The sequence below is a fragment of the Acidovorax sp. LjRoot74 genome, assembly GCF_964254355.1.
GTDB lineage: Bacteria > Pseudomonadota > Gammaproteobacteria > Burkholderiales > Burkholderiaceae_C > Acidovorax.
In genome coordinates, this window is sequence record NZ_CAXUTI020000001.1 from 4,855,899 (window position 1) to 4,879,486 (window position 23,588).

The 23,588-nt window shown below is 66.4% G+C and carries 23 protein-coding genes and 1 riboswitch; of the genes, 6 read left to right on the plus strand and 17 right to left on the minus strand.

The window, feature by feature from the left end; genetic code table 11:
• Positions 1 to 117: 117 nt before the first annotated feature.
• The 3 genes from rpsI to ACSQ3O_RS23070 form a co-directional block, all read right to left on the minus strand.
• Positions 118 to 510, minus strand: coding sequence for a 30S ribosomal protein S9 (gene rpsI, locus ACSQ3O_RS23060; RefSeq protein WP_011804080.1), 393 nt, complete (start codon positions 508 to 510; stop codon positions 118 to 120).
• A gap of 11 nt (positions 511 to 521) precedes the next feature.
• A complete protein-coding gene (gene rplM, locus ACSQ3O_RS23065; protein ID WP_026437700.1) occupies positions 522 to 953 on the minus strand; it encodes a 50S ribosomal protein L13 in 432 nt (143 codons plus the stop codon).
• 190 nt (positions 954 to 1,143) lie between these two features.
• A complete protein-coding gene (locus tag ACSQ3O_RS23070; protein WP_436140604.1) occupies positions 1,144 to 3,105 on the minus strand; it encodes a serine/threonine protein kinase in 1,962 nt (653 codons plus the stop codon).
• A gap of 285 nt (positions 3,106 to 3,390) precedes the next feature.
• On the opposite strand from ACSQ3O_RS23070, the gene ACSQ3O_RS23075 reads away from it, so the two are divergent.
• The gene (locus ACSQ3O_RS23075) at positions 3,391 to 4,278 is read left to right on the plus strand and encodes a 23S rRNA (adenine(2030)-N(6))-methyltransferase RlmJ (protein ID WP_436140605.1); all 888 of its coding nucleotides are present in this window, start codon (positions 3,391 to 3,393) and stop codon (positions 4,276 to 4,278) included.
• Positions 4,279 to 4,351: 73 nt separating this feature from the next.
• Here ACSQ3O_RS23075 and ACSQ3O_RS23080 read toward each other — a convergent pair whose 3' ends face one another.
• The 4 genes from ACSQ3O_RS23080 to ahcY all read right to left on the minus strand — a co-directional run bounded on the left by ACSQ3O_RS23080 (position 4,352) and on the right by ahcY (position 8,378).
• Positions 4,352 to 4,924 (minus strand): septal ring lytic transglycosylase RlpA family protein, encoded by a 573-nt coding sequence (locus ACSQ3O_RS23080; RefSeq protein ID WP_436140606.1) that lies wholly within the window; start codon positions 4,922 to 4,924, stop codon positions 4,352 to 4,354.
• Complete coding sequence (metF, locus tag ACSQ3O_RS23085) at positions 4,924 to 5,775, minus strand: methylenetetrahydrofolate reductase [NAD(P)H] (protein ID WP_298456976.1); 852 nt, start codon at positions 5,773 to 5,775, stop codon at positions 4,924 to 4,926. Before metF ends, ACSQ3O_RS23080 begins: the two co-directional genes overlap by 1 nt.
• Positions 5,772 to 6,770, minus strand: coding sequence for a TlyA family RNA methyltransferase (locus ACSQ3O_RS23090; RefSeq protein WP_436140607.1), 999 nt, complete (start codon positions 6,768 to 6,770; stop codon positions 5,772 to 5,774). Before ACSQ3O_RS23090 ends, metF begins: the two co-directional genes overlap by 4 nt.
• 171 nt (positions 6,771 to 6,941) lie before the next feature.
• A complete protein-coding gene (gene ahcY / locus ACSQ3O_RS23095) occupies positions 6,942 to 8,378 on the minus strand; it encodes an adenosylhomocysteinase (RefSeq protein ID WP_436140608.1) in 1,437 nt (478 codons plus the stop codon).
• A 68-nt stretch (positions 8,379 to 8,446) separates the two neighbouring features.
• A riboswitch (S-adenosyl-L-homocysteine riboswitch) is annotated at positions 8,447 to 8,529 on the minus strand.
• 178 nt (positions 8,530 to 8,707) lie between these two features.
• On the opposite strand from ahcY, the gene ACSQ3O_RS23100 reads away from it, so the two are divergent.
• From ACSQ3O_RS23100 to ACSQ3O_RS23110, 3 genes are all read left to right on the plus strand, one after another.
• Positions 8,708 to 9,484 carry an SDR family oxidoreductase gene (locus ACSQ3O_RS23100; protein WP_436140609.1) on the plus strand — a complete coding sequence of 259 codons (777 nt, stop codon included), beginning with the start codon at positions 8,708 to 8,710 and terminating at the stop codon, positions 9,482 to 9,484.
• A 123-nt stretch (positions 9,485 to 9,607) separates the two neighbouring features.
• Entirely contained in the window at positions 9,608 to 11,236 is a 1,629-nt protein-coding gene (locus tag ACSQ3O_RS23105; RefSeq protein WP_436140610.1) for a peptide chain release factor 3, read from the plus strand.
• Between the two features lie 6 nt (positions 11,237 to 11,242).
• Positions 11,243 to 12,052 carry an HAD-IIB family hydrolase gene (locus ACSQ3O_RS23110; RefSeq protein ID WP_436140611.1) on the plus strand — a complete coding sequence of 270 codons (810 nt, stop codon included), beginning with the start codon at positions 11,243 to 11,245 and terminating at the stop codon, positions 12,050 to 12,052.
• A gap of 133 nt (positions 12,053 to 12,185) precedes the next feature.
• Here ACSQ3O_RS23110 and ACSQ3O_RS23115 read toward each other — a convergent pair whose 3' ends face one another.
• The 5 genes from ACSQ3O_RS23115 to ACSQ3O_RS23135 form a co-directional block, all read right to left on the minus strand.
• A complete protein-coding gene (locus tag ACSQ3O_RS23115) occupies positions 12,186 to 13,427 on the minus strand; it encodes an ROK family transcriptional regulator (protein WP_436140612.1) in 1,242 nt (413 codons plus the stop codon).
• Positions 13,428 to 13,440: 13 nt separating this feature from the next.
• A complete protein-coding gene (locus tag ACSQ3O_RS23120) occupies positions 13,441 to 13,893 on the minus strand; it encodes an RbsD/FucU family protein (RefSeq protein WP_436140613.1) in 453 nt (150 codons plus the stop codon).
• Positions 13,894 to 13,902: 9 nt separating this feature from the next.
• Positions 13,903 to 14,733: an ATP-binding cassette domain-containing protein gene (locus tag ACSQ3O_RS23125; protein ID WP_436140614.1), complete on the minus strand. Its 831-nt coding sequence runs from the start codon at positions 14,731 to 14,733 to the stop codon at positions 13,903 to 13,905.
• Between the two features lie 2 nt (positions 14,734 to 14,735).
• Positions 14,736 to 15,695 carry an ABC transporter permease gene (locus ACSQ3O_RS23130; RefSeq protein ID WP_436140615.1) on the minus strand — a complete coding sequence of 320 codons (960 nt, stop codon included), beginning with the start codon at positions 15,693 to 15,695 and terminating at the stop codon, positions 14,736 to 14,738.
• A 175-nt stretch (positions 15,696 to 15,870) separates the two neighbouring features.
• Positions 15,871 to 16,884 carry a sugar ABC transporter substrate-binding protein gene (locus ACSQ3O_RS23135; protein ID WP_436140616.1) on the minus strand — a complete coding sequence of 338 codons (1,014 nt, stop codon included), beginning with the start codon at positions 16,882 to 16,884 and terminating at the stop codon, positions 15,871 to 15,873.
• 136 nt (positions 16,885 to 17,020) lie between these two features.
• Here ACSQ3O_RS23135 and ACSQ3O_RS23140 point away from each other — a divergent pair, with 136 nt between their 5' ends.
• Positions 17,021 to 18,088, plus strand: a complete 1,068-nt coding sequence (locus tag ACSQ3O_RS23140; RefSeq protein WP_436140617.1) for a PfkB family carbohydrate kinase — start codon at positions 17,021 to 17,023, stop codon at positions 18,086 to 18,088.
• A 3-nt stretch (positions 18,089 to 18,091) separates the two neighbouring features.
• Here ACSQ3O_RS23140 and ACSQ3O_RS23145 read toward each other — a convergent pair whose 3' ends face one another.
• The 3 genes from ACSQ3O_RS23145 to ACSQ3O_RS23155 form a co-directional block, all read right to left on the minus strand.
• Positions 18,092 to 19,591, minus strand: coding sequence for an NYN domain-containing protein (locus ACSQ3O_RS23145; protein WP_436140618.1), 1,500 nt, complete (start codon positions 19,589 to 19,591; stop codon positions 18,092 to 18,094).
• Positions 19,592 to 19,663: 72 nt separating this feature from the next.
• Positions 19,664 to 20,626, minus strand: a complete 963-nt coding sequence (locus ACSQ3O_RS23150; protein WP_298457000.1) for a Bug family tripartite tricarboxylate transporter substrate binding protein — start codon at positions 20,624 to 20,626, stop codon at positions 19,664 to 19,666.
• A 139-nt stretch (positions 20,627 to 20,765) separates the two neighbouring features.
• Positions 20,766 to 21,197, minus strand: coding sequence for an Lrp/AsnC family transcriptional regulator (locus ACSQ3O_RS23155; protein WP_298457002.1), 432 nt, complete (start codon positions 21,195 to 21,197; stop codon positions 20,766 to 20,768).
• Positions 21,198 to 21,335: 138 nt separating this feature from the next.
• On the opposite strand from ACSQ3O_RS23155, the gene ctlX reads away from it, so the two are divergent.
• Positions 21,336 to 22,295: a citrulline utilization hydrolase CtlX gene (gene ctlX, locus ACSQ3O_RS23160; RefSeq protein ID WP_436140619.1), complete on the plus strand. Its 960-nt coding sequence runs from the start codon at positions 21,336 to 21,338 to the stop codon at positions 22,293 to 22,295.
• A gap of 42 nt (positions 22,296 to 22,337) precedes the next feature.
• On the opposite strand, the gene ACSQ3O_RS23165 is transcribed toward ctlX, so the two are convergent.
• On the minus strand, positions 22,338 to 22,685 hold the full coding sequence (locus tag ACSQ3O_RS23165) for a hypothetical protein (protein WP_436140620.1): 348 nt from the start codon (positions 22,683 to 22,685) through the stop codon (positions 22,338 to 22,340).
• A gap of 245 nt (positions 22,686 to 22,930) precedes the next feature.
• The gene (locus ACSQ3O_RS23170) at positions 22,931 to 23,437 is read right to left on the minus strand and encodes a hypothetical protein (protein WP_137747766.1); all 507 of its coding nucleotides are present in this window, start codon (positions 23,435 to 23,437) and stop codon (positions 22,931 to 22,933) included.
• Between the last annotated feature and the right edge of the window lie 151 nt (positions 23,438 to 23,588).

Here is a 23,588-nt window from a genome sequence, read left to right on the forward strand (position 1 = left end):
AGAAAAGAGCGCACCATAAACGAAAAAACCGCCCGAAGGCGGTTTTTCTCTGTAAAGCACCCAGGGAGTGCTTTGCAGCAGATGCCGCACAGGGCGGCATCCGGGCAGGACCAAGGCTTAACGCTTGGAGAACTGCTTGGCGCGGCGTGCGGAGTGCAGACCGACCTTCTTACGCTCGACTTCACGGGCATCGCGGGTCACGAAGCCGGCTTGGCTCAGTGCGGGCTTCAGCGTTGCGTCGTAGTCGATCAGAGCGCGGGTGATACCGTGGCGGGCAGCGCCAGCCTGGCCGGATTCACCGCCACCGTGCACGTTGATCTGGATGTCGAAGGTTTCGACATGGTTGGTCAACGCCAGCGGTTGCTTGGCAATCATGATCGAGGTTTCGCGGCCGAAATACTGCTGAATGTCTTTGCCATTCACAGTGATCTTGCCGGAACCCTTCTTCAGAAACACGCGGGCGACGCTGGACTTGCGACGGCCGGTGCCATTGTTCCATTCACCAATCATCTCAAGGCTCCTTAGATTTCCAGAGCCTTGGGCTGCTGGGCGGTGTGGGGATGCTCTGCACCACCGTACACCTTGAGTTTCTTGATCATTGCGTAACCAAGGGGGCCCTTGGGCAGCATGCCCTTGACAGCCTTTTCCAGCGCGCGGCCGGGGTGCTTGGCTTGCAGGTCGCGGAAGTTCGTGGCCGTGATACCGCCGGGGTAACCCGAGTGGCGGTAGTACACCTTGTCCAGGGACTTGGTGCCGGTGACCTTGAGCTTGGCTGCGTTGATGATGACGATGAAGTCACCGGTATCGACGTGAGGCGTGTAAATGGCCTTGTGTTTGCCGCGCAAACGGAGAGCAACTTCGCTGGCTACTCGTCCGAGGACCTTGTCGGTCGCGTCAATCACAAACCACTCGTGCACGACCTCAGCGGGCTTTGCGCTGAAAGTAGTAGTCATGAGTTTTCTCTTGATAAGAGGGTTTGGCGGGTCCTTTTCCACGGTCGGTGCTCCTCTTTCGGAAGCCTCTTAGGTGGCACTTGATCTTCGCCGCGGGACCACAAAAGCGCTGCGAAGCCTTCGATTATACGAATTTGTCCCTTGCCAGCGCAAGCAGTGCCGCCAGAGGGGGCCCAGCAACCGCCCCGGCTCAGTTGGGCGTCTGGCGGCGGCGCTGTTCCTCGGCCTCGTAGCGGCGGCGGTTTTCCACGCAGATGGTCTGCCCGGCCTGCGACGGTTTCTGGCACTCCTGGTGGATGCACATGGGCCGGGAGAGGAAATTGGCGTCAGCACAGACCTCCTGCGGCGAAGGCACCCGTGGCGGCGCAGGCTTGGGTTTGGGCTCGGCGACCACGGGAGGTGGTGGCGGCTCAGGCTCCTCGCGCACCACGATGGGCGTTGGCACAGGCTCCGGCGCGTTGCGCTTGGCATTGCGGGGAGTCACCCGGGGCGCAGACGCAGCCACCGAGGCCGGGGTAGCCACCGAGGCAGCCCCTGCAGCACCGACCACCTCTGCGGCCGCCGGGGCCGATGCCGGCACGTCAGCGGCCGGGGCAGCGTCCGTCAGGGCGGCTGCCACTGCAGGCTGGGCGGGCGGCTCGGCCATCTCGGTAATGATGTCATCGTGGGGCACCTTGTTGCCGCCCTGCATCCACCGCAGGCCGGCAGCAGAGGCCACGACCACCAGCACCGCCACCACCAGCCCCGCCACGAGGGGAAAGCGGCGTGCGGACCGGGCCGGTTTTTTGCCTGCAGCACGCACAGTGTCTCGCTCCAGCGGCAGGGCCCGTGGCTCTGCGCCTGGCTTGGGCACGACCCCATGCCTGCGGTGGTGGGCTGCGCCCTCATAGCGCGAGTCATCGGCGGCCACCGTGTCGCCCGCATCAATGAACACCGTGTCTCCCGGGTCGGCAAACACGGTGTCGGGATCTCCCAGCATGACCGTGTCCGCCCCCGGGTCCGTGGCCAGTCGGCCCGTGCTGCCGTCCCCCACCACGGCAGCCGCTTCTGGGGCCTCTGCCCGCTTCGCCTGGGCCTGCATTTCGGCCACGATGCGGGGGGCCGAGGTCACGTCCACCGTGGGCGTGAGCAAGCCAGGGCCGGGCTGGTCGGCGGGCTCGACCCAGATATCGCCCAACTCGGCCCGGAAATCAAAATGCTGCACGTCGTCCGGCGGCGACGTCATTTCCATGGCCTGGAGGAAGGCGTCGATGCTCTGCGGCCGGTCTTCGGGCCGCAGCGCCAGGGCCTGGGCAATCGCGGCCACAAAAGGCGCTGAATACTCCACCCCGAACTGGCGCTTGACGGTGCGTGCGATGCGGGAGAACGACACCATGCGGTCGCGGATGGAGCGCAGCGTGGCGGGCAGCGGGGTGTCGTTGGCCAGGCAGCCGTGCATGACGGCCGCCAGCGAATAGAGGTCGCTCCACGGCCCCTGGCGCAGTTCTTCATCGCCATCGGAGTACTGCTCGATGGGCGCGTAGTTCACCTTGAGCACGGCCGTGTGTTTGCGGTCCTGGTCGTTGATGGCGTGCCGGGCAGCGCCCAGGTCCAGCAGCACCGGTGGCCCGTTGTCCTGCAGAAAGATGTTGTCGGGCGAAATGTCGCGGTGCAGCGTGTTCCCATCGTGCAGCACGCGCAGGGCATCGAGCACCGACCAGAGCAACTTGCGCAGCCAGGCCTCGGGTGGGGGCGTGCGCATCTGCGCGCGGGCCTGCTTGAAGGTCATGCCGGTGTACAGCGGCATCACCATATAGGCGGTGTTGTTGGCTTCCCAGAACCGGAACACCTTGACGAGCGACGGGTGGTCAAACTGCGCCAGCAGGCGCGCCTCGCCCACGAACGAGGCCAGCCCGGCGTGGAAAGTCTGGTGGTCGGACGAGGACCGCACCCACAGCGACTGCCCTTCGGAGCGCCCGGCCAGGGCCGAAGGCATGTATTCCTTGATGGCGACCGCGCGGTGCAGGGAATGGTCAAACGCCTTGTAGACCATGCCAAAACCCCCCACCCCCAGGAGCGCCAGGATCTCGAATTCGGCCAGCCGGGTGCCAGGGGGCAGCGCATCGACATGGCTGACACCACTGGCGGGGGCTTGGTGGAGGCTTTCGGTCATGGTCAAAGGACGTGGCGTGCTTGCGGTATCGAAGGCGATTCAGGGGCGCAACGGAGCGCCAGCACCGCCGCAGGCGCGATCATGCGGCATGGCAGCGGGCGATTTCGAAACAAATGGCTAACAAACGGTGACCTGTCTGCCAAAAACATCACGCCCACCGCAATCGCGGCGGCTCGGGTAGTGCCGTGGCCCGGAAAGATACACCCAACCGCCCCCTGGCACCGCCCGGCCGCCCGTGGCAGCACGAAAAAGCCATCCCGGGGGCGCACTCGTTACCATTGGGCCATGTTCAGTTATCGCCACGCCTTCCACGCAGGCAACCATGCCGATGTGCTCAAGCACACGGTTTTGATTGCCGCCTTGCAACACCTTACCGAAAAAGACGCGGCCCTGACCGTGCTGGACACCCACGCAGGCGCAGGCCTGTACCGGCTGGACGGCGACTATGCCAGCACCAGCGGCGAGGCCGCCGACGGCATCGCCCGCCTGTTTGCCCCCACCGCGCCCGCCCTCGCCCCGGCCCTGCAAGCCTATGTGGACATGGTGAACGCCTTCAACCAGGGCAACACCCTGCGGGTCTACCCCGGCTCGCCCTTCATCACCCAGCGTTTGCTGCGCAGCCACGACAAGCTCAAGCTGTTCGAGCTGCACCCGACCGACCTGCGCTCCCTGGCGGGCAATGTCGCCCAGCTCGAAGCCGGCCGCCAGGTGGCCGTGCTGCATGAAGACGGGTTTGAAGGCATCAAGAAATTTCTGCCTCCACCGGCCCGCCGCGCGCTGGTGCTGTGCGATCCCAGCTATGAAATCAAGAGCGACTATGCCAAGGTGCTCGACATGGCGGCCGACTCGCTCAAGCGTTTTGCCACGGGCACCTATGCGTTCTGGTACCCCATCATCCCGCGCCCCGAAGCGCACGACCTGCCCCGCCGCCTCAAGACCCTGGCCACCAAGGCCGGCAAAAGCTGGCTGCACGCCACACTCACGGTGAAAAACAGCAAGCTCGTCGAGACGGCTGCGGGTGACGTCAAGCGCCCCGGCCTGCCCGCCAGCGGCATGTTCCTGATCAACCCGCCCTACACGCTCAAGGCCGCCCTGAAGACCGCGCTGCCGCAAATGGCCGAAGTGCTGGCGCAGGACAAACACGCCACGCACACCCTCGAATCCGGCGGCTGACGCCCCCCGGGGGCACAGCGCGGGGCGCTGTTTCGGACGATGGGCACTAGAGACGCCGATCTGAACGCCCTCTTCAAGGCGCCGCCGGGCAGTCCTTCTCGTCCTCGTCCAGTGCAAACAGCTCTACCGGCTTGAGCCCCAGGCCAACCATGCCCAGGGCTTCGGCCGCCCCCCGGCTGAGGTCAATCACCCGGTTGCGGACATGGGGCCCCCGGTCGTTGATCCGCACCACCACCGTCCGCCCCGTCGCCTGGCTGCGTACACAAACCCGCGAACCAAACGGCAACGTGGGGTGCGCCGCCGTCAGCGCGCGCATGTCAAACAGCTCCCCGCTGGCCGTGCGCCGCCGGTGGAACTGCGCCCCGTACCACGAAGCCAGCCCGACCTCATCAGCGGGGGTGGCCAGCCCCAGGGAGGATGCATCCACACCAGGCGGCGGGAGGGGGGGCGGTGGCGGTGGGTCGATCAGCATGGCCTCGCCCGGCACCGTCAAGAGGTGGGGGGCCAGCGCATCGGCCTCGGCCGACAGCCCCTGGGCCTGCGCAGGCAGGGCCACCGCCAACGCCGCAGCGCACAGCAACCAGGCGACCGCCATCTGCCAGACCAGCCCCTGGCAGGGTGGCGGCGGCAGGCCGCGCCCCCCCATCAGATCCCCAGGCGGCGACAGATCTCCAGCGTCGCGGCGCTTTGGTTCATGGTGTAGAAGTGCAAGGCGGGCACGCCCGCACTGCGCAGCTGGTCGCACAGGTCGGTCACCACATCCAGGCCGAAGGCCTTGATGCTGGCCGTGTCGTCGCCAAACCCCTGCAGGCGCAAGCGGATCCAGCGCGGGATCTCGGCGCCGCAGGCATCCGAGAAGCGCATGAGCTGCGTGGAGCTGCCAATGGGCATGATGCCCGGCACCACGGGCACTTCGGCGCCCAGGCGCTGCGTGTCTTCGAGAAAGCGGAAGTAAGCGTCGCTGTTGTAGAAATACTGGGTGATGGCCGAATCCGCACCGGCCTGCACCTTGGCCACATAGGCCTTCAGGTCGGCCTCGGGCGAACGGGCCTGGGGGTGCACCTCGGGGTAGGCCGCCACTTCGATGTGGAAGTCTCGCCCCGTCTCGGCGCGGATGAAGGCCACCAGGTCGCTCGCATACTGGAACTCGCCGCCCGCGCCATAGCCGCTGGGCAGGTCGCCGCGCAACGCCACCAGGCGCTTGACGCCCATGGCCTTGAGTGTGGCGAGCTGCTCGCGCACCGACTGGCGCGTGGCGCCAATGCAGGAGAAATGCGACGCGGCGCCCACACCTTCGGCCAGGATCTCGCGCACGGTGCCAAATGTGCCCTCTTGTGTGGAGCCCCCGGCGCCATAGGTCACCGAGCAGAAGTCCGGGTGCAGCGCGTACAGCTGCTGGCGGGCCACGCGCAGCTTGTCAGCGCCTTCGGGCGTCTTGGGCGGGAAAAACTCAAAACTCACAGGGAAACCGGTGCCCTGTGCATTGGCAGCATTCATGCAGCCCTCCTCGCATGGATAAAAAATTCACGGTTGCCGTCGCCGCCCTGGATGGGGCTGTCCAGCCACGCCAGCACAGCCAGGCCCACGGTGGCGCAGCAGTCGCGGATGCGCTGCTCGACCACGGCGTACAGCGCCTCGTCGCGCACGATACCGCCCTTGCCCACCTGGCCCGGCTGCAGCTCGAACTGCGGCTTGACCAGCATGACCAGCTCGCCCTGCGGTGCCAGCAGTGGCACCAGCGCGGGCAGCACCAGCGTGAGCGAGATGAACGACAGGTCGCCCGTCACCAGGCCAAACACGGGCGTGATGTCCACGTCGGCACGGTCGGCGCGGCGGCGGCGCTCCACCGGCAGCGTGCCCTGCGCGCGCGCCTTGGCCAGCTCGGCGCGCTCGGACTTGAAGGCTTCGATGTCTTTTTCCTTGGCATCGTCGCTGTCGTCGTAGTCCTCGTCCACCTGGCCGCCATTGCGCATCCAGCTGTAGGGGGCTTCGGGCTGGGTCTCGTTGTCCTCTTCCAGCTCGATGACTTCCGAGAGCGCCAGTTCGCAGGCCTGCTGCAGCGCTTCGGCCGTCAGCGCGCGGGCGTTCACGCCCTCGACACACACCACCCGCGCGTCGCTCCTCAGCCGCTCATGCAGCTGGTCATGGCCCACATCCACGCCGATCACCTGTGCGGCACCGCGCTGCAGCAGGCAATCGGTGAAGCCGCCGGTGCTCTGCCCCACATCCAGGCAGCGCAGCCCCTGCACCTTCAGGCCCAGGGCATCGAGCGCGCCTTCCAGCTTGAGCCCGCCGCGCGAGATGTACTTGGCCTCGGCGCTGTCGAGCAACTGCACCTCGGCAATCGCTGGGATGTCGTCGCCATTTTTGGCCACCTTCTGCCAGGGCGCGAGCGGCGACAGGCGCCATTCGACACCCGACGCAATCAGGCGCTGGGCCTGCGAGCGGGTGGCGGCATGCCCCCGCTCCACCAAAAACACATCTGCGCGCATGGCGCCCATCCTTCTTATGAGTAAAAACAGCCGCTACCGCGCGACCATCACGCCCTGATAGCTATTATTTATATAGCAATCAAGCTATGAGCATACGGCGCGCAAGCGCCGCTGCCCGGCCCCAGAACAGCAACGCTGCGCCGGGGGAAAGGGCGCAGCCCCTTCAGCGCATCAATAGCGGTAGGTATCGGGCTTGTACGGGCCTTGCTTGGGCACGCCGATGTAGGCGGCCTGGTCGTCGCTCAGCTCGGTCAGCATGGCGCCCACCTTCTTCAGATGCAGGCGCGCCACCTTTTCGTCGAGGTGCTTGGGCAGCACATAGACCTTGCCGTTTTCGTAGTAGTCGCTGTGAGTGAACAGCTCGATCTGGGCAATGGTCTGGTTGGCGAACGAGTTGGACATCACGAAGCTGGGGTGACCCGTGCCGCAGCCCAGGTTCACCAGGCGGCCCTTGGCCAGCAGGATGATGCGCTTGCCGTCGGGGAAGATCACATGGTCCACCTGGGGCTTGATCTCATCCCACTGGCAGTTTTCTTCGAGCTTGGCAACCTGGATCTCGTTGTCGAAGTGGCCGATGTTGCAGACGATGGCCTGGTCCTTCATCGCGGCCATGTGTTCATAGGTGATCACGTCGCGGTTGCCGGTGGTGGTCACGAAGATGTCGGCCTTGTCGGCCGCCCATTCCATGGTCACGACCTTGAAGCCTTCCATCGCGGCCTGCAGGGCGTTGATGGGGTCGATCTCGGTCACCCACACCTGGGCGCTCAGGGCGCGCAGAGCCTGGGCGCTGCCCTTGCCCACGTCGCCGTAGCCCGCCACCACGGCCACCTTGCCCGCGATCATCACGTCGGTGGCGCGCTTGATGCCGTCCACCAGCGATTCGCGGCAGCCATACAGGTTGTCGAACTTGCTCTTGGTCACCGAGTCGTTCACGTTGATCGCGCGGAACATCAGCGTGCCCTTGGCCGACATTTCCTTCAGGCGGTGCACACCGGTGGTGGTCTCTTCGGTCACGCCGATGATGTCTGCGCTCTTGCGGCTGTACCAGTTGCTGTCTTCGGCCAGCTTGGCCTTGATGGCGGCGAACAGGATGCGCTCTTCTTCGCTACCCGGGTTGGCCAGCACGGAGGCGTCCTTCTCGGCCTTCTTGCCCAGGTGCATCAGCAGCGTGGCATCGCCGCCGTCGTCCAGGATCAGGTTGGGGCCTTCGCCTGCAGTGCCCTTGGGGCCAAAGTCAAAAATGCGGTGGGTGTAGTCCCAGTACTCGGCCAGGGTCTCGCCCTTAATGGCGAACACGGGCGTGCCCGTGGCGGCAATGGCGGCGGCAGCATGGTCCTGCGTGGAGAAGATGTTGCACGAGGCCCAGCGCACATCGGCGCCCAGGGCCTGCAGCGTCTCGATCAGCACGGCGGTCTGGATCGTCATGTGCAGGCTGCCGGTGATGCGGGCGCCCTTGAGCGACTGCTTGGCGGCGAACTCTTCGCGAATGGCCATCAGGCCGGGCATCTCGGTTTCGGCGATGCGGATTTCTTTGCGGCCCCAATCGGCCAGGCCGATGTCGGCAATGATGCAGTCGGTGTTGACCGGGGCGTTGACGCGTGCGTTCATGGTGGTGTGCTCCAAAGCATGTTTGAAAAACCACTGGTCGGGGGAGTGACAAGGCTCACCACACGAGAAGTGGATGAGCGTCGTTGCGGGTAGATGGTTCCGAGCCTCACGCCCCGCCTGTGCTGGGGACGCTGCAACGCTCCTCGGATCGGCGGATTATAAAAGCAAGTGCCCGGCGGGGAAACATCCCCGGTCTGCGGGTGGGGCCGCCCGGCGCCTGCCCGCCCACGCCTGCGGACTTGCCAGCCCCATGTCACCTGCGCGGCTGCCGGGGCCGGCAGAGCCCCCGACACTGGCGCTCTTTCAAAAGACCCATCGAGGAGCACAGCATGGACCCCAAGGACAAGGTCGTCATCGTCACCGGCGGCGCCAGCGGCATCGGCCGCAGCATCGCGCGGCGGTTTGCGCAGGACGGCGCACGCGCCGTGGTCGTGGCCGACCTGCACCTGGAGCCCGCCCAGGCCGTGGCGGCAGAATTCGGCGGTCTGGCCGTGCGCTGCGATGTGTCGAAAGAGGCTGACATCCAGGCCCTGGTGGCCACCACACGCGAACGCTTTGGCCGCGTGGACGCCTACATCTCCAACGCGGGCATCCTTGGCCGCCCGGGGGGCATCGAACTCGAAGACCCGCTGTGGGACGCCATGTGGAACATCCACGGCATGGCCCATGTGTGGGCCGCGCGCGCCGTGGTGCCCGAGATGGTGGAGCGCGGCGAAGGCTTCTTCCTCGTCACCGCCTCGGCCGCCGGGCTGCTGACCATTGTCGAATCCGCCCCCTACGCGGTCACCAAACACGCCGCCGTGGCCTTTGCCGAGTGGCTGCGCATCGCCTACGGCCGCAAGGGCGTGGGCGTGGCCTGCCTGTGCCCGCAGTCGGTGCAGACCGCCATGGTCACGGGGGACGGCGGATCGGCCTCGCACGACGGTATCCTGCCGCCCGAGCAGGTGGCAGGCGATGTGCTGGCGGCCATGTTGGACGGCCGCTTCCTGGTGCTGCCCCACCCCGAGGTGGCGCAATACTTCCGCAACAAGGGGCAGGACTACGAACGCTGGATCGGCGGCATGCAGAAGATGTACGCCCGCCACACGCAGGCCCCTACAGGCTGATACCTGCTGCGAAGATTCCAGAGCGCCCGCCCGGTAAAATCCCGCGATTCGGCGCTCCGCGCCTGTCGCGCCCACTGCCGCAGCACTTGCCGCAGCGGGCCCTAGCCCTCTTGGAATCCCCCCGTGTCCTACGCCCCCGAAACCCGGCGCCGCCGCACCTTCGCCATCATTTCCCACCCCGACGCCGGTAAAACGACGCTGACGGAAAAGCTGCTGCTGTTCTCGGGCGCGATCCAGATCGCCGGTGCCGTGAAGGGCCGCAAGGCCAGCCGCCACGCCACGTCCGACTGGATGGAAATCGAAAAGCAGCGCGGCATCTCGGTGGCATCGTCGGTGATGCAGATGCTGTACCGCGAGCATGTGATCAACCTGCTCGACACGCCCGGCCACAAGGACTTCTCGGAAGACACCTACCGCGTGCTCACCGCCGTGGACTCGGCCCTGATGGTGATCGACGCCGCCAACGGTGTGGAAGCACAGACCCGCCGCCTGATCGAGGTCTGCCGCCAGCGCGACACGCCCATCATCACCTTCGTCAACAAGATGGACCGGGAAGTGCGCGACCCGCTGGACATCATGGACGAGGTCGAGCGCGAGCTGGGCATGCCCTGCTGCCCCATGACCTGGCCCGTGGGCCAGGGCAAGGCCTTCGGCGGCATCATCAACCTGCGCACCAAGACGATGACGGTGTTCGAGTCCGGCAGCGAACGCCGCCCGCAGGACTTTGAATCCATCCCGCTCACCGACGTGGACACACTGCGCGCTCGCTTCGGCGCAGAGTTCGACGCCGCCATGGACAGCATGGAGCTGGCCACCGGCGCATCGCCCGAGTGGAACCATGAGGCCTTCCTGGCCGGCAAGCTGACCCCCGTGTTCTTCGGCTCCGGCGTGAACAACTTCGGGGTGATGGAAGTGCTGGATGCCCTGGTGGACATGGCCCCGCCCCCCGGCCCGCGCGTGAGCACGCTCGAAGTCAACAAACAGCCCGTCGTGAAGACCATCCAGCCCGAGGACGAAGGTTTCTCTGGCGTGGTGTTCAAGGTGCAGGCCAACATGGACGCCAACCACCGCGATCGCATCGCTTTCGTGCGCGTGGCGTCTGGCAAGTACATGCCGGGCATGAAGCTCAAGGTGCAGCGCACCGCCAAAGAGCTGCGCCCCACCTCCGTGGTGACCTTCATGTCCCAGCGCCGCGAGGCCGTGGAAGAAGCCTACGCGGGCGACATCATCGGCTTCACCACGCACGGCGGCGTGCAGCTGGGCGACACGATTACCGACGGTGCCAGCCTGCAGTTCACAGGCCTGCCGTTCTTCGCACCTGAAATGTTCATGACCGTGGTGCTCAAGAACCCGCTGCGCACCAAACAATTGCAGCAGGGCCTGGCCCAGCTGGGCGAGGAAGGCGCCATCCAGGTCTTCAAACCCGACGCCGGCGGCAACATGCTGCTGGGCGCCGTCGGCCAGTTGCAGTTTGAAGTGGTGCAGCACCGCCTGAAGGCCGAGTACGACGCCGACGTGCGCCTGGAAGGCTGCCAGTACACGGGCGCGCGCTGGATCACTGCCGACAACGCGGCCGACCTGCGCGCCTTTACCGATGCCTACCCACTGCGACTGGCGCACGACGCGGCGGACACGCTGGCGTACCTGTGCACCTCGCCGTACGACGTGCGGCTGGCGCAGGAGCGGTTTCCCAAGATCCACTTCCATCCGCTGCGGGAGCATGCGGGGTTGGCGTTGCAGAAGGCCGGTTGAGCCCGCATGCAGCCTCTGGACCTCTGGCCGACAGCGGCCCGCCGCGACATCGTGGGCGTGTTCACCGACATCGACGACACCCTGACCACCGAGGGCGCCATCACGCCCGACGCGCTGCAGGCGCTGGCCGACCTGAAAGCTGCAGGCCTGATGGTCATCCCCATCACCGGGCGGCCGATTGGCTGGTGCGAGCCGTTCATGGCTGGGCCTGCCGGTGCGGGCTGGCCTGTGGATGCCATGGTGGCCGAGAACGGGGCCGTGGCATTTACCCGGGGCTCCGGCGCTCAACCCACGCTGGTCAAGCGCTACCAGCAAGACGCCGCCACGCGCAGTGCCAACCAGGCGCGCATGCGCGAGATCGCGGCCAAGGTGGCAGTCGAAGTGCCCGGCGTGGCTCTGAGCCGTGATAGCGCCGGGCGTGAGACGGACCTGGCTTTTGACTACGCCGAGTTCGACCGGCACACGCCCGACACCGTGCAGCAGGTGCTGGCCCTGCTGCAGCGCGAAGGTATGCAGACCACGGTGAGCAGCATCCACATCCACGGCTGCTTCGGCGACTTCAACAAATGGCAGGGCGCCAACTGGATCGTGCGCGAGCTTCTGGGTCGCGACATAACGCAGGAGCTGGACCACTGGGTGTTTGTGGGCGACTCGGGCAACGACCAGGCGATGTTCCAGCACTTCACCCACAGCGTGGGCGTGGCCAACATCGCGCGGTTTGTGCCGCAGCTCACGCACCTGCCGCGGTATGTGACCCAGGGCGAGCGGGGCGCGGGGTTTGCGGAAGTGGCGCGGGCTATTCTGGCGGGCCGGTAGCGCGGCGGGCGCCGCTGGGCCGCCCACTCATGGGAAAGTCCCATTCAAAACAGCGCCCTGCGCGCAATAGGCATACGTTATTAGCTACATATTTAATAGCAAATAACGCAACCGTATCGTGAGACAGCCGCAGCTACGCCTTGAGGAAGATATCGGTGTCCGGCGCAAAACATGCATGTAGCGGCAGCAGCGCCCCGCCCAGCGCCCGCGCGTCGGAGCCCATGGTGCCCAGCTCCAGCCGGGGCGGCTGGTGCAGGCCTTCCCAGTTGTAGTCGGCCAGCGCGTGGCGCGCGCCCTCGCACAAGGCCTGCAGCAGCTCGGGGGCCGCAGCGCCATCGACCACCACGGCATCCAGATCCAAAAACGCCGTGGCCGAGACGATGCAATGCGCCAGGCCGGCCGCAGCGCGCGCAATCCAGCCCCGGCTGTGTTCCAGCCACGGGGCCTGCAGCACGCGCTTGTCGTAGGCGGCCATGGGGTCGAGGCCGTGCTCGCGAAAGCGCTGCTCCAGCTCCCACAGCGAGGCCTGGCTGATGAGCTGCGCGGGCGCCTGGCCCGGCTGGGCGGGTGACAGCGGCAGCGAGGCCACGGCGCCTGCGTTTCCGTGCAGGCCCCGGTGCAGGTGCGAGTTGATGACCAGCCCGCCGCCGACAAAGGTGTCCATGAACAGGTACAAAAAGCTAGGGATGTCACGCCCGCGCCCCTGCAGCAGCTCGGCCACGCAGGCGGCCGAGGTATCTTTGGCAAAGCTCACGGGCAGTTCGGTCATCTGCTGCACCTGCTCGGCCAGGTCGATGTTGTTCCAGGCTTCGGACTGCGCCTCGGTCAGCCCCAGCATGCGGTGCCAGCCGCCCAACTGGAACGGCGCTGCCACGCCCACCCCCACCACCCGCGAGCGCAGCGGGCCCAGGCCGTCGAGCAACTGGTTGAGGTGCGTGCGGATAGCGGGTAGCAGCACGTCGATGTCGGGGAAGGCGTAGTCGAGCACGATGCGCTCGCGCACATGGCCGGTGAAGTCCACCAGAAGCCAGTCGGCGCTGCGGCGACCGATCTTGATGCCGATGGCAAAGGCGCCGTCGGGGTTCAGGCCAATCGGCACCGAGGGCTGGCCCACACGGCCGCGCACAGGCGCTTCGCGGCGCAGCAACTGGTCTTCGTCAAGCCGGGCGGTGATGAGGCCGATGGTCTGCGCCGTGAGGCCCGTGACCCGCGCCATCTCGGCCTTGGCCAGGCTGCCGTGGGTGCGCAGCGCCTGCAGCACCACGCGTTCGTTGAACTGGCGCAGCCCCACGTGGTTGGATCCACGCTGGCGCAGCAGCGCGGGGCCGGCGGCGGCGTTGTCAACGGCGGAGGGAGAAGCGTCGGTGTCCAGCATGATGATGAAACAGTCAGGCGTTCAGAGTGTCGCCGATGACGCCCTTGCGCAGCAGGAAGTTGCCCCAGGGCTGCAGTTCGCCGGTGACGACGATGGCATAGGCCTTTTTGACGCGCTCGTAGAACGCAAAACGCTCCACGCCCTCGGCCTGTTCGCTGGCCACGCCCTCGCGTGCCAGCACGTTCATGGTTTCGCGCTGCAGGGCTGAACGGTAGGGCGCCTCGGTACCACCCACCTGCATGTAGGCCACGGGGTGCGGCACATCCTGCGCCAGCGGCAGCACGCTGGTCACGGCCTGCACAGAGCGCGCCATGCCAATGCCGGGCAGGCGCAGCACGGGCTTGCCCACGCCCAGGCTCATGGCGGTGAAGTTGGCGTCGGCCAGCACGATGGCGTCGTCATGGCCCATCTCGGCCAGCACCTTGAGCAGGTCGGGGGTCAGCAGGGGATCAATGTTCTTCAGCATGGGGGCGTTTCAGGCAAGGCATTCGGCGGGCAGGTCAGACGCGGCCATGGCACCGGTCATCACGGCCACGGTGTCGCTCATGCTGATCTTCTTGGGGTTGACGACGGCGGCGCGCTTGCCCAGGCGGGCGATGTGGATGCGGTCGGCAATCTCGAACACATGGGGCATGTTGTGGCTGATGAGAATGACGGGCAGACCCTTGTCGCGCACGCGGCGGATCAGCTCCAGCACCATGTTGCCCTCCTTCACGCCGAGGGCGGCGGTGGGCTCGTCCATGATGACCACGTGGCGTGCAAAAGCTGCCGCACGCGCCACGGCCACGCACTGGCGCTGACCGCCGGAGAGCGTCTCGACCGCCTGTGTCATGGAGCGGATGCCGACTTTCAGCTCGGCCATGCGGGCCACGCTTTCTTCGAGCATCTTCTTTTTGTCGAGCATGCGCAGTGTGCTGCCCAGGAAGCCTGGGCGGCGCAGCTCGCGTCCGAGGAACAGGTTTTCGGCAATGGTCATGGCCGGGGCCACGGCCAGGTCTTGGTACACGGTTTCGATGCCCGCACGGCGCGCGTCGATGGGGCTTTTGAATTGGATGCGCTGGCCGTCGAGCAGGATCTCGCCCTCATCGGGCACGGTGGCGCCCGACAGCGCCTTGATCAGGCTGGACTTGCCCGCGCCGTTGTCGCCGATCACGGCCAGAATTTCCCCAGCGCGCAACTCAAAGTCAGCACCGTCGAGCGCGGTGACTTGGCCGTAGCGCTTGACCAGGCCCTTGGCCTGCATGACCAGCGGGGCGCTCGTTGTGTGGGTGGTTGCCTGGGTCGTTGTGTGGGTGGAGTTGCTCATGATCAACGCACTCCTTTGCGCGAGAGTTGGTCGGTGGCCACGGCCAGGATCACGAGGATGCCGGTGACCAGAATTTGGTACACCGACGACACGCCCATCAGCGTGAGCCCGTTACGGAACACGCCCACAATCAGCGCCCCCACCAGCGTGCCAAGGATGACGCCGCGCCCGCCAAACAGGCTGGTGCCGCCCAGCACCACGGCGCTGATGGCGTCGAGGTTTTCGGTCTGCCCCGCGTTCGGGTCGCCCGCGCCGGTGCGCGCCACCGACAGCAGCGACGCGATGCCGTAGAACAGGCCCGCCAGCACGTACACGCCCAGCAGCACCTTGTCGGTGGCAATGCCGGTAAGGCGCGTGGCCTCGGGGCTGTTGCCCACGGCGTACACATGGCGGCCCGGCGCGGTCTCGCGCAGCGCAAACCAGGTGACGAGGTACAGCACCAGCATCAGCACCGCGCCCCAGACGATGGCGGTTTGCCCCAGCTGAAAGGTGTTGCCCAGCGCGGTCATGCCCGCAGGGATGTCGGTGATGGTCTGCGCGCCCGAGTACAGCTGCGTGGCGGCAAACGCGATGTTGAGAGTGCCCAGCGTGACGATGAAGGGCGGCAGCTTGATCTTGGTGACCAAAAGGCCGTTGATCAGGCCGAACAGCATAGTCACCGCCATGCCGCACGCAATCGCCACCGGGGCCGAAAGGCCGTAGTCCACCGCCATCTTGGTCATGACGATGCCGCCCAGCGCCATCACCATGCCGCATGACAGATCAATGCCCGCCGTGAGGATGACCAGTGTCTGGCCGATGGCGATGACCGCCACCACCATGACCTGCTGCAGGATGAGCGCGAAGTTCTGCGCCGACAGAAAACGCTCGCTCTGCGTGGCAAAGAACGCACACGCCAGGATCAGCGCGATGAAAGGCCCCAGCGTGGCCAGCGGCGGTAGTTTGGAAGCGGACGAGGACATGGCGGCTCCGTGCGGGTGGACAAAAGTGGCGCTCAGAAAAAGCAGTTGTCGGTTGAGAGCCGATCGCAAAACTCAGCGAAGCGGTTCTGGCTAGGCGCTGCGTCGCAGGCAGTACGGTAGTACGGTAGTACGACAAGACGCAGCAACTACGCCAGAAGAGTTTTGAGAGCGGCTCTTACTTGGCGCCCCAGCACAGGTCGGTGCCGGTCTTCACATCCTTGCTGTCCACGCCCGCCATGGGCTTGGCAGCGATCAGCGTCACGCCGGTGTCGGTGTAGCCGCTGACCTTCTTGCCGGTCTTGGCGTATTCCACGCCCGCCGCCACGCCCATCGCCGCCATGCGCAGCGGGTACTGCTGGCTGGTGGCGGCGATCACGCCCTTGCCCACGTCGGCAATGCCCGCGCAGCCGCCGTCCACCGAGACGATGAGCACGTTCTTCTCCTTGCCTGCGGCCTTGAGCGCGTTGTAGGCACCGGCGGCGGCGGGCTCGTTGATGGTGTAGACGATGTTGATGTCGGGGTTCTTCTGCAGGCAGTTTTCCATGCCGGTCTGGCCCTTGGCGCGGTCGCCAAAGCTGTCGGCCATGCAGACCACTTCGGCGGGGCGCGACAGCTCGTTGCTCTTGGCATCGTTGGCCTGCAGGCCAAAGCCCTTCAAGAATCCGTTGTGCCGCTGCGCGCCCACCGGGTGGCCGGGGAACAGATCCAGCGTGGCGATCACAGGCTTCTTGCCCGCAGCGGCGGCCTTGGCGTACAGGCCAATCAGCTCACCCGCCTTGTAGTTGTCGGTGGCAAACAGCGCGTCCGTCGCATCCATGGGCTCGGTGGGGCTGTCCAGCGCGATCACCATCACGCCGCGTGCCTGCGCCTTCTTGATGGCGGGCACGATGGCTTTGGCGTCGCTGGGTGTAATGAGGATGGTCTTGGCGCCTGCGGCGATCAGGTTCTCCATGGCCGTGACCTGGCCCGCGTTGTCGCCGTCGGTCTTGCCTGCTGCCGACACCAGCTTGGCGCCCAGCTTCTTGGCCTCGGCCGTGGCGCCCTCTTTCATCTTCACGAAGAAGGGGTTGGTCTCGGTCTTGGTGATGAGGCCGATGACGGGCTCGGACGTTTGTGCCTGGGCCAGGCCACAGGCCAGGGCGCCGGTGAGGGCAAGGGCAGAAAGCGCGAAAGCGGGGGTGCGTTGCATGGCGTTGTCTCCGGGTGTTGGGATGGCAGATTCCTGTCGGCCCTGTGCTGCGCGGCTGGCAGGTGAACCACTCTTGTCGGGTGGATGGGATCGAACTATAGTGGCCGACAAGTTAATAAATCAAGTGGATTTACTTATGGTTTTCCCTATCCAGTCCGCCAGTTCTGCCCCCACCTCCAGCGCACCCACCGCACCGCCGCTGCGCGTAGCCACGGCGGGCGAAGCTTTGTTTGACTTGATCGAAGAGCCCGATGGCCGCCTGAAGCCCTGCGCGGGCGGCGCGGTCTACAACCTCACCCGCGCGCTGGGCCTGCAGGGCGTGGGCACGCAGTACCTCAACCCGCTATCGGGCGACATGCTGGGGCGGCAATTGGCGCGTGGCCTGGACGATGCGGGCGTGGCCCTGGCAGCGCCTACGCCGGTGCGCGCGCCCAGTGCGCTGGCGCTGGCCGTGCTGGACGCCGAGGGCAAGGCCAGCTACAGCTTCTACCGCGATGGCGTGGCCGACCGCCAGGTGACGGCCGCAGCGCTGACGGCCGCCTGCGCTGCGTTGCCCGACCTGCAGGTGGTGGCCACGGGCTGCCTGGCTTTGGTGGCGCAGGACGCCGCCATCTACCAGCCCTGGCTGGCAGCGCAGCGCGCAGCGGGCCGCATGGTGGTGGTGGACGCCAACCTGCGCCTGTCGGCCGTGGACGATGCTGACGCCTACCGCGCCAACGTGATGGCTGCCCTTCAGCACGCCCACCTCATCAAGGTGAGCGACGACGACCTGGAGGCGCTGGCTGTGCCAGGCGCCAACGCATTGGAACGCGCCCACTATTTGCAGGAGCAAACACAGGCGCAATGGCTTGCCCTGACCCTGGGGCCAGAGGGTGCCTGGCTGCTGCAGCGTGATGGGCTGGCCGTGCATGCGCGCGAAGAGGCACCGATCACGGTGGTGGACACGGTGGGTGCGGGCGACTGTTTTCTGGCGGGATTGATCACCGCCTTGCTGGCCGGGCCTGAGCGGGGGGAAGAAGCACTGGCCCTGCGCGCGGGGGGCTTGGTGGCGCCCATCGCGGAAGCCCGGTTGCGCGCCGTGCTGCACCATGCGCTGGCCAGCGCCAGCCACTGCGTGGAGCGGGCAGGCTGCACGCCACCCCGCTACGAAGAAGTGCGCGAAAGGCTGGCGCTGCGGCGCTCTGCGACCGCCGCAGGCCGGTAGCCTTTACTCGGCGGGCTTGGCGGCCGGTTTGCGGGCCCGGCTGCGGGGACGGGCAGCGGGGGCCTTGGCGGGCGTGGTGCCTTCTGCCTCCGCAGCAGAGGCCTCAGGCACGGCGGCGGGAGGTTCGGCATGGACCGCTTCACCCGCATCACCCCCAGCACGCGCACCGCGTGCACGGGGCGTGGCGGCCTTGCGGGTGCTGGCGCCAGGCTTTGCGCTGTCTCCACTGCGTGCGCGGCTGCGGCGAGGGGCTACGGCTTCGGATCGGTCGGCCTCGGTGGATGCGCTGACCTCCGGGGTGTCCGCGCCCTCTTCTGCTTCGGAGCGCAGCGCTTGCGGCGCGCTGGTGTCGATCACCGGCTCTGGCAGCACCGCTTCAGGAGCAACGGGCTGGCTGAAGTAGCGGCTGGCTGGTCGCTCAGCGGGAGCATCGGCCTGCTCGGGCTCAAAGTGTTCGTTGCGCTGCGCGGGGCGCGTTTCTGCACGATCTGCGCGGTCCGCCCCGTCACCACGACGCCCTCGGCTGCGGCCCTGTGCGCCCTGCCCTTCGCTGTTGTCAGAACGCAGATCGGGTGCCGTCGCCACCGCATGGAAATCGTGTCGTGTGGCTCCGCTCTGGCCGGTGCGCTCACCAGCCCCTTCAGGCCGTGCAGGCGCGACTGGGGCGCTCGGCCCACCATGGCTGCGGTACACATACGCACCCGATTTTTCATCCCGCCCAAACTCCAGCAGCCCACGCGCCTGCGCTTCTTCCAGCAGGTTTCCAAAGGTGCGAAAGCCATAACGGCCTTCGCTGAAATCGGGCTTGCGGCGCTTGATGGCCTCCTTGAGCACGGAGGCCCAGATCTTGCCGGTGTCGCCCCGCTCCAGCAGCAAGGCTTCAAAGGTCTCGGCGGCCAGCTCCACGCCCTGGGTGCGGCGCGCGTCCTGGCTTTCCTTGCGGCTGCGTTCCTCCTCGGGGCTACGGCGGGGCGCGGGTGGTGGGTTGCTGCCAGGGCTTTGGCGGCGGGCCTGGGCGCGCTGGTTTTCACGCACCAGATCGTCGTAGAAGATGAATTCGTCGCAGTTGGCGATCAACAGGTCGGACGTGGACTGCTTCACGCCCACGCCGATCACCTGCTTGTTGTTCTCGCGCAGCTTGGAGACCAGCGGAGAGAAGTCCGAGTCGCCGCTGATGATGACGAAGGTGTTGACGTGCGACTTGGTGTAGCAAAGGTCCAGCGCGTCCACCACCAGGCGGATATCGGCCGAGTTTTTGCCCGACTGGCGCACATGCGGGATTTCGATCAGCTCGAAGTTCGCCTCGTGCATGGTGGCCTTGAAGCCCTTGTAGCGCTCCCAGTCGCAATAGGCCTTCTTGACCACGATGGAGCCCTTGAGCAGCAGGCGCTCCAGGATGGGCTTGATGTCGAACTTTTCGTACTGCGCATCGCGCACGCCCAGGGCGACGTTTTCAAAGTCGCAGAACAGGGCCATGCTGATGCTGTCGGAGGGGGATGCCATATCGTGTGTGAGTTCCGTTCAATGCTGCGGATCATCACACGGAACGCATTGCCCCCTCCGAAGGGCGTGGCCTCAGGTTGGTTTGGCCAAGCCCAGTTTCTCGACCAGCGCCTTCTCGCGGGTGAAGGTGTCCTGCGCAAACTTCTTGTACGCCGACGTGCTCATGTACATGGGCACCATGTCGTAGCGGGCGAGGGCCGTCTTGTAGCTGTCCTGCTCCATGGCCTGCTTGAAGGCATCGTGCAGGCGCTTGACCACCGCATCGGGCGTGCCCTTGGGCGCGCCGATGCCAAAGGGCGAGTTCTGCACCAGGTTCAGGCCCAGCTCCTTGAGCGTCGGCGCATCGGGGAACTTGGCCAGGCGCTCCGCGCCCCAGGTGTTGAGCACGCGCAGTTTGCCCGCCTCGACCTGCGGCGCAAAGCCGGTGGAGTCGGCCGCCGCCATGATCTGCCCGCCCAGGATGGACTGCATGAGATCCGCGCTGCCCTTGTAGGGCACGTGCAGCAGCTCCAGGCCCAGCTGTTGCGCAATCAGCTCCATCGTCAGGTGCGGGCTGGTCATGGTGCCGGTGGAGCCATAGCTCAGCTTGCCCGGGTTGGCCTTGGCCCAGGCCACGAAGTGTGTCCACGTCTTGAGTGGGGAGTCGGCAGGCACCACCAGGCCAAACGCATAGCCGGTGACGTTGAGCACGTAGCTGATGTCCTTGACCGGGTCCCAGTTGATCTTGGTGGTGTAGGGCAGGCGGAACACGCCCAGCGGGATCTGCGCCACGGTGTAGCCGTCGGCTGGAGAAGTTTGCAGCTGCTGTGCGGGCAATGTGCCGCCAGCACCGGGCTTGTTCTCCACGATCACGGGCTGGCCCAGGATCTTGCTGGCGTTGTCGGCCAGCGCACGCATGGTGATGTCGGTGGGCCCCCCGGCCGGGAAGGCGATGACCAGCTTGATGGGCTTGTTGGGAAAGCTCTGGGCCTGCGCCAAAAATGCGGGGGCGGCGAGGCTGGCGGCTCCCCATTGGATGATCTGGCGACGTTGCATGGCAGGCTCCTGAAAAAGCAAAACAAAGACTTCGCCATTGGACTGCAGCCCGTACCGCGAGGGCATGCGGAAACCCCCTAGCCGATGTCACCAAGGCGCCAGCGCGCAGCCCTTGCGCCAGTGCACAGACGGGGACGCATCACGCCTTGTAGGTGGACAACAGGATGCTGGTTTCGGTATTGGCAATGCCGGGCGTAAGGCGGATGCGCCCCAGCGCGGCGTCAAACGCCTCCAGGCTCTCGGCACGCACCTCGGCCACGATGTCCCAGCGGCCGTTGGTGGTGTGCAGCGTGCCCACCGTGGGCTCCCCGCGCAGTGCGCGGATCACGGCGGGGGCTGCGTTGCCCTCCACCGCAATGCTCATCCAGGCGCGGATGCGCTGGGGCTCTGAATCGGGCCGCAGGCGCACGGTGTAGCCGGTGATGACGCCGCTCTCCTCCATCTTGTGCAGGCGGTTTTGCACCGTGCCGCGCGACACGCGCAGCTTTTGCGCGAGGGTGGCCACGGGCGTACGGGCATCAGCGCGCAGGATGCTGAGGATTTCGCGGTCGGTGTCGTCGAGTTTGGTCATAGTGGGGACTGCAATTGGCAGATCGGCAATTTTCAGCGCATTTTGAACAATCCTGGCGCTATTGAATAGCGCTGGCTGTTCAGAGAATGGGGCCTTCTCTTCTTTCACCGGCTCTTTTTTGCTGCGCCCTGCCCCACCATGCCCACCTCTGCCCAAGCCCCCTGCGCCGTTGTCATGGTGCGCCCCCACCACTTCCACCCCAACCCCGAAACCGCCGGAGACAACAGCTTTCAGGCCCGCGCCACCGGCCTGGCCGCTGAAGACATTGCGCGCCAGGCGTGGGACGAAGTCACGGCCGCCGCTGCGGCGCTGGAGGCCGCTGGCGTGCGTGTGCACCTGTTCGACGACCGGGGCGAGCGCCACACGCCCGATGCGGTGTTCCCCAACAACTGGTTCTCCACCCACGCGGGCGGGCATGTGGCTATCTATCCGATGTATGCGCAGAACCGCCGCCGCGAGCGGCGCAGCGATGTGATCGAGTTGCTCAAGATCGAGTACCGCGTACAGGACGTGATTGATTACTCGGGGCTGGAGGCCGATGGCATGTTTCTGGAAGGCACCGGAGCGATGGTGCTCGACCACATCCACCGCATCGCCTACACCGCGCAATCCCACCGCGCCGACCCGGTGGCGCTGGAGCGCTTTTGCACCCACTTCAACTACGAGCCCATGGCCTTTGCCACGGCCGACGCCCAGGGCCGCCCTTGTTATCACACGAATGTGATGCTGTGCGTGGGCACCGACTTTGCGCTGGGCGGTTTTGACCTGATCACCGACCCAGCGCGTCGCCACGCCGTGCGCGCGCGGCTGCGCGAGACGGGGCGGGAGCTGATCGCACTGAGCCCCTGGCAGATCGGCGAATTTGCAGGCAACGCGCTGGAGCTGCAGGGCACACAAGGCCGGGTGCTGGCAATGTCAGCACGCGCGGCCGCCAGCCTGTCGCCCACACAGAAGGCCGTGATCGAACGCAGCGCCGCGCTGCTGCCACTGGCCGTGCCCACCATTGAGCTGGCGGGTGGGTCGGTGCGCTGCATGCTGGCGGGGATCCACCTGGCGCGGCGTGCCATTTTTCAAGCAAAAAATGCCGCTACCGCCTGATGATCAAGCCTTTATTGCTATATATTTGATAGCAATCCACATCTACCCGGCAGACGGCGGCTCCACATCCAGCCGCGCGTCGCAGCCGATGCCCGACGCGATCCAGCGCCGCGCCAGGGCCGACATCGCACGCACCGCCCAGGGCTGGGTGAACCCCATCACGCCGCCCGGGTCGGCCACCATGCCACACCAGTAGCGCTGGTCCGCATCGCTCCAGCGCAGGGCCACACAGGCGCCCTTGCGGCGCCGCGACACCAGCACGCCCAGCGGGCAGGGTTCGGCCAGGCAGCACAGGCCACAACCGTTGCAGGGTGCGCCTTCGGCAGGCTTGGTCGGTGCTTCGGGGTGCAGCCACACCACGGTGGACGGGACAGGGGGTTGTGCGGGCATAGGCGGCGGCGGATGGAGCGCAGCACGGGCACAGCGCCGCGCGCGCACCACCCCATTGTGCCGCTCGGAGGCTTCTGCACACACCGGTATCGCGTGGCATGTGGGCGTGCGGAGCCCCCCCAGGGTTACCCGCAGGGCCCACCGCCGCCAGCACAAAAAAAGCCCCTGCCGCTCTCGCAGCAGGGACTGAACCGGCCGCAAGGGCCGGGGAGGGAGGCACGCAATGGGAGAGTCGAAATGCAGGCTCAGCAGCCCAGGGGGCGGTTGGGGCGCATCGGCACGATGCCGCTCACACGCAGTGTGGCGCCGGAGCCATCGGTGGCCGTCAGCGTCTTGCCGGTGAACCGCACCTGATCGCTCTCGCGCACCACGGCGGTGTCGGTGGCTTCGCCGCTTGCGTATTCCTTGCCGTCAAATGTCAGGAACACCTGGTGCAGGCTGGTGGCATCGGGGCGGTAACGAATGTCGCCAAAAGCCGTGGCGGATGAGCCCACCTTGTTGGCACCGTCAAAGCGGAAGGTGCACAGCTCTGGCACCGAGCCGATGGGGTTTTTCTTGTCCACCTCGGTGAGGTTGAGCGCGCCGTTGCCGTACACGCCGTTCAGCCCGTCGAGGGTCGCGCCACTCACGGTCAGCACACCGGGCTCGTTGCTGGGGGTGGGGTCGTCGTCATTGCCGCCGCCACAGGCGACCAGCAGCACCGAGGTGGCGGCGAGGGCGGTACAGGTCTTGAAGAAATGAAGCGTATTCATGGTGATGGCGTCCTTGAATGTGAAGAGAAGCTGGGGAGCAAGTCCCCTGCAACCCATCGTAGGAAGCCCACCCCACAGGCGGCGTGCGCCATGTTCCGCGCTGCGCGTAGGACGGGGGCCGACGAGGCTGTGCGCCCGTCGCCCCCTGTGC